This window comes from Streptomyces hygroscopicus subsp. hygroscopicus, assembly GCF_001553455.1.
GTDB lineage: Bacteria > Actinomycetota > Actinomycetes > Streptomycetales > Streptomycetaceae > Streptomyces > Streptomyces hygroscopicus.
The window spans coordinates 1-7192 of record NZ_BBOX01000333.1 but is presented as its reverse complement, the minus strand read 5'-3'; the positions used below and the strand labels follow the sequence as shown (position 1 = coordinate 7192).

The following is a 7192-nucleotide window of genomic DNA, read 5'->3' as shown; positions in this document are numbered from 1 at the left end:
CGCCGTGGGCCGTGGCACGGAGGTGGGCGAGGGGGACAGCAGTGCGGCGGTCTTCGCCGCCTCGGCGGGCGGGGCGGTTGTCACGAGCGGGCTCCGGAGGCGTTCGAGAGGGGGACGGGGGGGCGACGCCGGGCGGGCGAGTCCGGCCGGGCGACGCGGCGCCGCGCGGTGGGAAGACCGGCTGGTCGCGGCTCAGCGGCGACAGAGACCGTCGTCGACGCACCACGCCGAGTTCGCGAACAGCGCGAGACACAGCAGACGGGCGGGTGCGGACATGTGGTCCAGAATATGTCCCGGTTTCCAGGAAACGGACCTCGGTCTCACCATGTGAGCTATGGAATGAGCCACAGGCCGGTCCTCGCCACCTCACCCCTGCGGACGGACCGCCGTCCACGACCCGGTCCGAGCCCGGCCGGGGCCGCCGGGGCGGCGCATCGGCAGCCGCCGCTCGTGCCCGCCGGATCCCGGCATATGCCCGCTTGGTCACCATTTCATCACAACGTCTTCACGGCTCTCCCGTGCCACCGTCCCGGCACCGCATGATGCACCCCACCGTTCACGCCTCGGGGAGACATATGCGCACCCGCACCGCCGCCGCCACGGCAGCCGTCGTCACCACCCTGCTCCTGACCGGCTGTTCCTCCGGCGGTGACGGAGGCGGCAAGCCCTCTCCGACCGGCACCCCGGCCGCGGCCGAGAAGGCCGAGACCACCCGGCGCTGCGTCGACGCCATCGCCGAGCGGGCCGCCGCCAACCGGGGTGGAGCGGTGCGTTCCCACCCCGTTCCGGAGCCGTGCGCCCGGCTGTCGGACGACGACTACCTGGACGCCTACCTGAAGGGTCTCGAACAGGCGCACCGGGACGCGCGGGACCCCTCGCCGGAAGAATCCGGCAACGCGACCGGCGACACGGGGAGCTGATCCGGGGTTCGGGCCGCCGCACGGGCCGGATGGTCCGCGCAGGAAACCCGGGCGCCCGACCGGGAGCCGTCCGGACAGACGACGTTCTCCCAGCTCGTCGTGGAGACGTCGGCCTTCCGCAGCCGGGCGCCGCGGAGATCGGAGTCCGACAGCGTGGCCCCGCCCAGGTCGGCGCCGCTCAGGTCGGCCGAGGAGAGGCCGACGTGGGTGAGGTCGGCCGCCCGCAGATCGGCGCCGGTCAGCCGGGCGCCGTCGAGGCTGACGTCGGTGAGGAGGCCCTTGCCGAGCACGGCCCCGCTCAGGTCGGCGCCGCGCAGGTCGACCTGCGAGAGCGTGGCGGAGGTGAGGTCGGCCCGGCGGAGGTCGGCATCGCGCAGGTCGACGTTCTCCAGCGACGCACCGGCCAGCCGTGCCCGGTAGAGGTTGCCGCGGCGCAGGTTCGCCTCGGACACCAGCCCGGTCAGGGTGGAGCCTTCGAGGTTGACGCACCGCAGCTTCTTCTGCCAGAGATCCGCACCGGCGACGGCGCGGCCGGAGAGATCCCTGCCCGCGTGGCCGGAACAGCTCCGGCCGTGCCGGTTCTCGCCGCAGCCGGTGAGCAGGGCGGAGGACAGGGCGGAGGACAGGGCGGCGGTCACGATGACGCGGGAGAACGCACGGGGCCAACGCGTGTTCATGGGCCGTCCCTGCCGCTCTCGGTCGTGGGGTGCCGTGTGCCGGGTGCTCCGGTGAGGCGCGCGATGCCGTGCCGCCGTGTTGCCGCGCCGTTCCGGCCGCGGAGTCAGACGCCGATCAGGTCCACCAGGTCGTCGGCGTGGTCCTCCTCCTGCTCCAGGATCGACTCCATCAGCCGGCGGGTGGTCGGGTCGTGTTGGCCCAGCCAGCGGATGATCTCCTGGTAGCTGGCGATCACGATGCGCTCGGCGAGCAGGTTGTGCTCCAGCATCGCCTTCAGGTCGTTGTCGGGCGGTGTGGTGTAGTCGGTGTGGGCGCGCCGGGCCAGCGTGGCCGGGTCGAAGTCGGGGTCGCCGCCGAGCTGGGAGACGCGTTCGGCGGCGCGCAGCGCGTGCTGCATCTCCTCCGCCGCGTGCTCGGTGAACTCCGCGGACACCTGGGCGCGGTCGATTCCGCTGGCCGAGATGGCGTGGCGGGTGTAGCGCAGCCAGCACACCACCTCGGTCGCGATGACGTCGTTGAGGATGCCGATGACGCGGTCCTTGTCCAGGCCGTAGGCGTCCGTCACCGGTCCGGCTGCCATCTTCCGGCGGGCCTCGTCGCGGATCCTGCTCACGTCCAGCACGAAGTCGTCGCTCATCGGTGCCCTCTCTGCTCGCCTCGGGTTGGGCGAATGTTCCCCGCCGGGCGCGCGGCGGAGCCGGTGGGAGGGGAAGATGACTGGATCGCCGCACAGCGCCAGCCGAACGGCGGTATCCGTCCGGCGGCGGACGTCAGCCGCCGCGGCCGGGGCCGTCGCCCCGCAACCGGTCCGCCGCCGCGTGGCCGGTCCGTGGGGGGCGTGCGCGCGCACTCGCTTCCCGAGGCCGCACCGGCCCCCGCAGGCCGCGCCCGCGAGTTCGGCGCCTGGGAGTTCGGTGCCCCGTACTCGGTACCTGCGCGTTCGGTGCCCGCGCACTCGGCGTGCACGAGTGCGCCGCTGGCCAGGTCGGCGCCCGCGCACTCGGCGCGCATGACTTCGGCGCCGGCCAGGTCGAAACGTCCTGGCCGGCGCCGGTCGCCCGAAGGCGGGGTCAGGCTCCGGGCCGGTGCTCCGGCACGTTCGTCCCCGCCGACAGGACCCGGTCCGGGCGGATCGGCAGGTGGCGGTGGCGGACCCCGGTGGCGTGCCACACCGCGTTGGCGATCGCCGCGGCGGCCCCTACGATGCCGACCTCACCGACGCCCTTGATGCCGACCGGGTCGTCCGGGTCCGGATCGTCCACCCAGTCCGCCTCGACGAGCGGCACGTCGGCGTTCGCGGCGAAGTGGTAGCCCGCGAGGTCGGGACCCACATGTCCGCCCGAGGCCCGGTCCCTGATCGCCTCCTCGTGCAGGGCCATGGAGATGCCCCAGATCATCCCGCCGACGAGCTGGTTGCGCGCGGTCAGGGGATTGACGATCCGGCCCGCCGCGAAGATGCCGAGCATGCGCCGCACACGGACCTCTCCGCTCGTGACGTCCACGGCCACCTCGGCGAACTGCGCGCCGAAGGAGTGCCGCTCCTTCTGCGCGAGGGCGCCGATCGCCTCGGAGGTGTCGGACCGGGCGGTGATTCCCTCGGGCGGGATGTCCCCGCCCAGGGCCAGCCGCTCCCGCAGCTCGCCCACCGCCATCGACACCGCCCAGGCCCAGGAGCGGGTGCCCATCGAGCCACCGGCGAACATCGCCGGGCCGAGGTCGCTGTCCGCCATGACCACCCGGACCCGCTCCGGATCCACGCCCAGCGCGTCCGCGGCGACCAGGGCGATGGCGGTCCGGGCACCGGTCCCGATGTCCGCCGCGTTGATCCGTACCGTGAAGGTGCCGTTCGCCTCCGCCGTCACGGCCGCCGTGGACGGGCCCACCCCGGAGTGGAAGCTGGCCGCCGCCATACCGGTACCGAGCAGCCACCGTCCCTCGCGGCGCAGCCCCGGACGCGGGTCCCGGTCCGCCCAGCCGAACCTGCGGGAGCCTTCCTCCATGCAGGCGACCAGATTGCGGCTGCTGAACGGCAGGCCCGAGATGGGGCCCCGGTCGGGTTCGTTGCGCACCCGCAGCTCGATCGGGTCGATACCGCTCTTCTCGGCCAGCTCGTCGAGCGCGCACTCCAGGGCGAACGAGCCCGGTGCCTCGCCGGGCCCCCGCATGAAGGTCGGCGTCGGCACGTCGAGCCGTACGACGCGGTCGCTGGTGTGGTGCGCGGGGGCGTCGTACAGCACGCGTCCCACGCTGGCGCTGCGCTCGATGAACTCGTGGACGGTCGAGGTGAGGCACTCGGACCGGTGGTCGAGGGCGCGCAGCTTCCCCGACGCGTCGGCGCCCAGCCTGACCCGTTGCGCCGTGGGGCTGCGGTAACCGATGGCCGAGAACATCTGGCGACGGGTCATGACCACCCGGACCGGGCGCTGGAGGACGGTCGCGGCCATCGCGGCGGCCACCTGGGTGGGCCGGACCCCCTTGGAGCCGAAGCCGCCGCCGACGTGTTCGGACCGCACCCGTACCGACCCCGGGTCGAGGGAGAAGATCTGCGCGAGTTCGGTGGCCACCCACGTACTGCCCTGGTTGGAGTCCAGGACCTCGAGCCGGCCGTCGTCCCAGTGGGCCGTGGCCGCGTGCGGCTCCATGGGGTTGTGGTGTTCTTCGGGGGTGGTGTACTCCGCGTCCACGACGAACGCGGACGCGGCGAGTTCGGCCTCGACGTCCCCCTTGGTCTCCTCCGCCCGGCCGAAGGGCGAGTCCTCGGGGGTGTACGCCCCGGGGTGTCCGGCGTAGAACGTGACGTCGTGCGGCTCCTGGTCGTAGTGGACCACCAGCTGTTCGGCGGCTTCCCTGGCCTGCTCGGGCCGTTCGGCGACGACCAGCGCCACCGGCCAGCCCCTGAAGGGGACGCGGTCCTGCTGGAAGACCCCGATGACCGGGTCCGGCCGCCCGACCATTCCGACGTAGTCCAGGTTGATGCGCGGGGCGTTCTGGTGGTGGAGGACCGCGAGGACACCGGGCATGGCGAGGACCGCGTCGGATTCGACCGAGCGCACACGGCCCCGGGCGACGGTGGACAACACCAGCCAGCCGTGGGCGAGTTCGGGCAAGGGGATGTCGCCCGCGTAGCGGGCCGCTCCGGTGACCTTGTCCCGGCCCTCGACGCGGGTGCGCGCGGTGCCGAGGGCCCCGGTCGCCGCGGGGATTCCGGTCGTCGTGGTCATCGGGCGGCCTCCTCGGCGAGTTCGGTCAGCACGGCCACGACGAGGTTGCGCATCAGCGGCACCTTGTAGCCGTTGTGGGGCAGGACCTTCGCGGCGGCCAGTTCCGCGTCCGCGGCGGCGGCGAACGCGTCGGCGCTCACCGGGCCTCCGGTCAGCGACCGCTCGGCCTCCCGGGCTCGCCACGGCCGGGAGGCGACCGCTCCGAAGGCGAGGCGGACATCGTGTACGACCCCGGCCCGGACGTCGAGGGCGCCAGCGATCGAGCCGATGGCGAAGGCGTAGGAGGCGCGCTCGCGGACCTTCCGGTAGCGGGAGCGGGCGGCGACCGGGGCCGGGGGCAGGGTGACGCCGGTGATCAGAGCCCCGGACGGCAGCGCGGTCTCCAGGTGCGGGGTGTCCCCCACGGGCAGGTAGAAGTCCGCGAGCGGCAACTCGCCCGGCCCGTCGGCGGTTTCGTAGCACACGACGGCGTCGAACGCGGTGAGCGCGACCGCCATGTCCGAGGGGTGGGTGGCCACGCAGTGCTCGGAGGCGCCGAGGATCGCGTGGTTGTGGTGCTCACCCTCGATGGCCGGGCAACCGCTGCCGGGGAGACGCTTGTTGCAGGCCACCGTCACATCGGTGAAGTAGCCGCAGCGGGTGCGCTGGAGCAGGTTGCCGCCGACCGTGGCCATGTTGCGCAGCTGCCCGGAGGCGCCCGCCAGGACGGCCTGGGTCAGGGCCGGGTAGCGGCGCCGTACCTCGGGATGGGCGGCGAGATCGCTGTTGGTGACGGTGGCGCCGATGCGCAGACCGCCGTCCGCCGTCGACTCCACCTGGCCGAGGGGCAGTTCACGCACGTCGACGAGGCGCGCGGGCCGCTCCACCCCGGTCTTCATCAGGTCGACGAGATTGGTGCCGCCGCCCAGGAAACGCGCCTCCGGGTCGTCGCCGAGCACGGCGACCGCCTCGGCGACGTCGCCCACGCGCTGGTAGCCGAACTCCCTCATGCGACGACCTCCTCGTTCCGGTCCGTCCGTGCCTCGGCCGCCCGCGCGACCGCCTGCACGATCGACACATAGGCGCCGCAGCGGCACAGGTTGCCGCTCATCCGCTCCCGGATCTCCTCGGGGGTGAGGGGCGCGGGGCCCGCCTCGGGGCGGACATCGGTGGTGACGGCGCTCGGCCAGCCCTCCGCGTGCTCCTCGAGCACGGCGAGGGCGGAACAGATCTGCCCCGGAGTGCAGTAGCCGCACTGATAGCCGTCGAGGTCGAGGAACGCCTGCTGCACCGGATGCAGCCGGTCGCCGTCGGCCACTCCCTCGATGGTGGTGACCTCGCGGCCCTCGGCCGCCACCGCGAGCTGGAGACAGGAGACGGCCCGGCGTCCGTCGAGCAGTACCGTGCAGGCACCGCACTGGCCCTGGTCGCAGCCCTTCTTGGTGCCGGTGAGGTCGAGATGGTCACGCAGGGCGTCGAGCAGGGTGGTGCGGTGGTCGACGGGCAGCGTGTGCTTCTCGCCGTTGATGGTCAGCGTGATGACGCTGGACGTCGGCGAGGGAGCTGGGGCCATGATCAGCCTTCTTTCGCGGGTGGGGTGCGCGTCGAAGTCGTCCGTTGAAGGGGTCCCGGTGAACAGGCCCTGGGGATGCGGGATGCGCGAGAATGCTGGTGGCCGCTCGGTTCCGGCCATCCCCCCGGGCCGTTTCTGCCGGTAAGGTGATCCTAAGCGGACAGCTGTCCGCTCTGCATGAACTTAGCGGACAGCTGTCCGGTGAGCAAGGTCGGCACTGCGCCATGGCCGGAAGGAGGACGGGTGCGGGAAGAGAAGGACGCGCCTCTGCGCTCGGACGCGGTTGCGAACCGCGAGCGCATCCTGGAAGTGGCGCTGGCGGAGCTGACCCGCTCGGCGGACGTCCCGCTGAGCACCATCGCGAAGAAGGCGTGCGTCGGGCAGGGCACGCTCTACCGCAACTTCCCCAGCCGGGAGGCCCTGGTCCTGGAGATCTACCGTCATGAGATGCGGCAGCTCGCGGACACCGCGGCCACGTTGCTCCGCACCCGCCCACCGGATCAGGCGCTGCGGGAGTGGATGGGGCACCTCGCCCGGTTCGCCATGGCCAAGGCCGGCCTGGCCGACGCGCTGCACAAGGCCACCAGCGCGCCCGGCGGCCCGGCGAAACCGGGGCACGGCCCGGTGACCGAGGCCGTCGAACTCCTGCTGGCGGCGAACGAGGAGGTCGGCACCATCCGCCCGGGCGTCACCTCCGACGACTTCCTGCTCGCCATCTGCGGGCTGTGGCAGATCGACCCCCGCGACAACGGGCAGGCGCGCGCCAGACGGCTGCTGGACCTGGTCATGGACGGGTTGCGGGCGGGCGCGCCCGGCCGGTG

Annotated in this window: 7 protein-coding genes; 2 read left to right on the top strand and 5 right to left on the bottom strand. The window is 73.1% G+C overall.

The window, feature by feature from the left end; translation table 11 throughout:
* Positions 1-575 precede the first annotated feature (575 nt).
* Positions 576-920 (top strand): hypothetical protein, encoded by a 345-nt coding sequence (locus tag AXW62_RS29850; RefSeq protein ID WP_060947253.1) that lies wholly within the window; start codon positions 576-578, stop codon positions 918-920.
* Here AXW62_RS29850 and AXW62_RS29845 read toward each other — a convergent pair.
* From AXW62_RS29845 to AXW62_RS29825, 5 genes are all read right to left on the bottom strand, one after another.
* Positions 830-1597 carry a pentapeptide repeat-containing protein gene (locus AXW62_RS29845; RefSeq protein ID WP_060947252.1) on the bottom strand — a complete coding sequence of 256 codons (768 nt, stop codon included), beginning with the start codon at positions 1595-1597 and terminating at the stop codon, positions 830-832. The two genes, AXW62_RS29850 and AXW62_RS29845, sit on opposite strands and share 91 nt — an antisense overlap.
* 104 nt (positions 1598-1701) lie before the next feature.
* The gene (locus tag AXW62_RS29840; protein WP_060947251.1) at positions 1702-2235 is read right to left on the bottom strand and encodes a ferritin-like domain-containing protein; all 534 of its coding nucleotides are present in this window, start codon (positions 2233-2235) and stop codon (positions 1702-1704) included.
* 433 nt (positions 2236-2668) lie between these two features.
* Positions 2669-4819: a xanthine dehydrogenase family protein molybdopterin-binding subunit gene (locus tag AXW62_RS29835; RefSeq protein WP_060947250.1), complete on the bottom strand. Its 2151-nt coding sequence runs from the start codon at positions 4817-4819 to the stop codon at positions 2669-2671.
* Positions 4816-5808 carry an FAD binding domain-containing protein gene (locus tag AXW62_RS29830; RefSeq protein WP_060947249.1) on the bottom strand — a complete coding sequence of 331 codons (993 nt, stop codon included), beginning with the start codon at positions 5806-5808 and terminating at the stop codon, positions 4816-4818. Before AXW62_RS29830 ends, AXW62_RS29835 begins: the two co-directional genes overlap by 4 nt.
* Positions 5805-6371, bottom strand: a complete 567-nt coding sequence (locus tag AXW62_RS29825; RefSeq protein ID WP_030839496.1) for a (2Fe-2S)-binding protein — start codon at positions 6369-6371, stop codon at positions 5805-5807. The genes AXW62_RS29830 and AXW62_RS29825 overlap by 4 nt, the downstream gene beginning before the upstream one ends.
* A gap of 243 nt (positions 6372-6614) precedes the next feature.
* Between AXW62_RS29825 and AXW62_RS29820 the strand changes: the two genes are divergently transcribed.
* The coding region (locus AXW62_RS29820; protein ID WP_030839499.1) for a TetR/AcrR family transcriptional regulator at positions 6615-7192 on the top strand (578 nt) is incomplete at its 3' end.

Coding starts and splice junctions, on each gene's coding strand:
- AXW62_RS29840 (WP_060947251.1), bottom strand. CDS start 2,235: ATGAGCGACGACTTCGTGCTGGACGTGAGCAGGATCCGCGACGAGGCC.
- AXW62_RS29830 (WP_060947249.1), bottom strand. CDS start 5,808: ATGAGGGAGTTCGGCTACCAGCGCGTGGGCGACGTCGCCGAGGCGGTC.
- AXW62_RS29835 (WP_060947250.1), bottom strand. CDS start 4,819: ATGACCACGACGACCGGAATCCCCGCGGCGACCGGGGCCCTCGGCACC.
- AXW62_RS29845 (WP_060947252.1), bottom strand. CDS start 1,597: ATGAACACGCGTTGGCCCCGTGCGTTCTCCCGCGTCATCGTGACCGCC.
- AXW62_RS29825 (WP_030839496.1), bottom strand. CDS start 6,371: ATGGCCCCAGCTCCCTCGCCGACGTCCAGCGTCATCACGCTGACCATC.
- AXW62_RS29850 (WP_060947253.1), top strand. CDS start 576: ATGCGCACCCGCACCGCCGCCGCCACGGCAGCCGTCGTCACCACCCTG.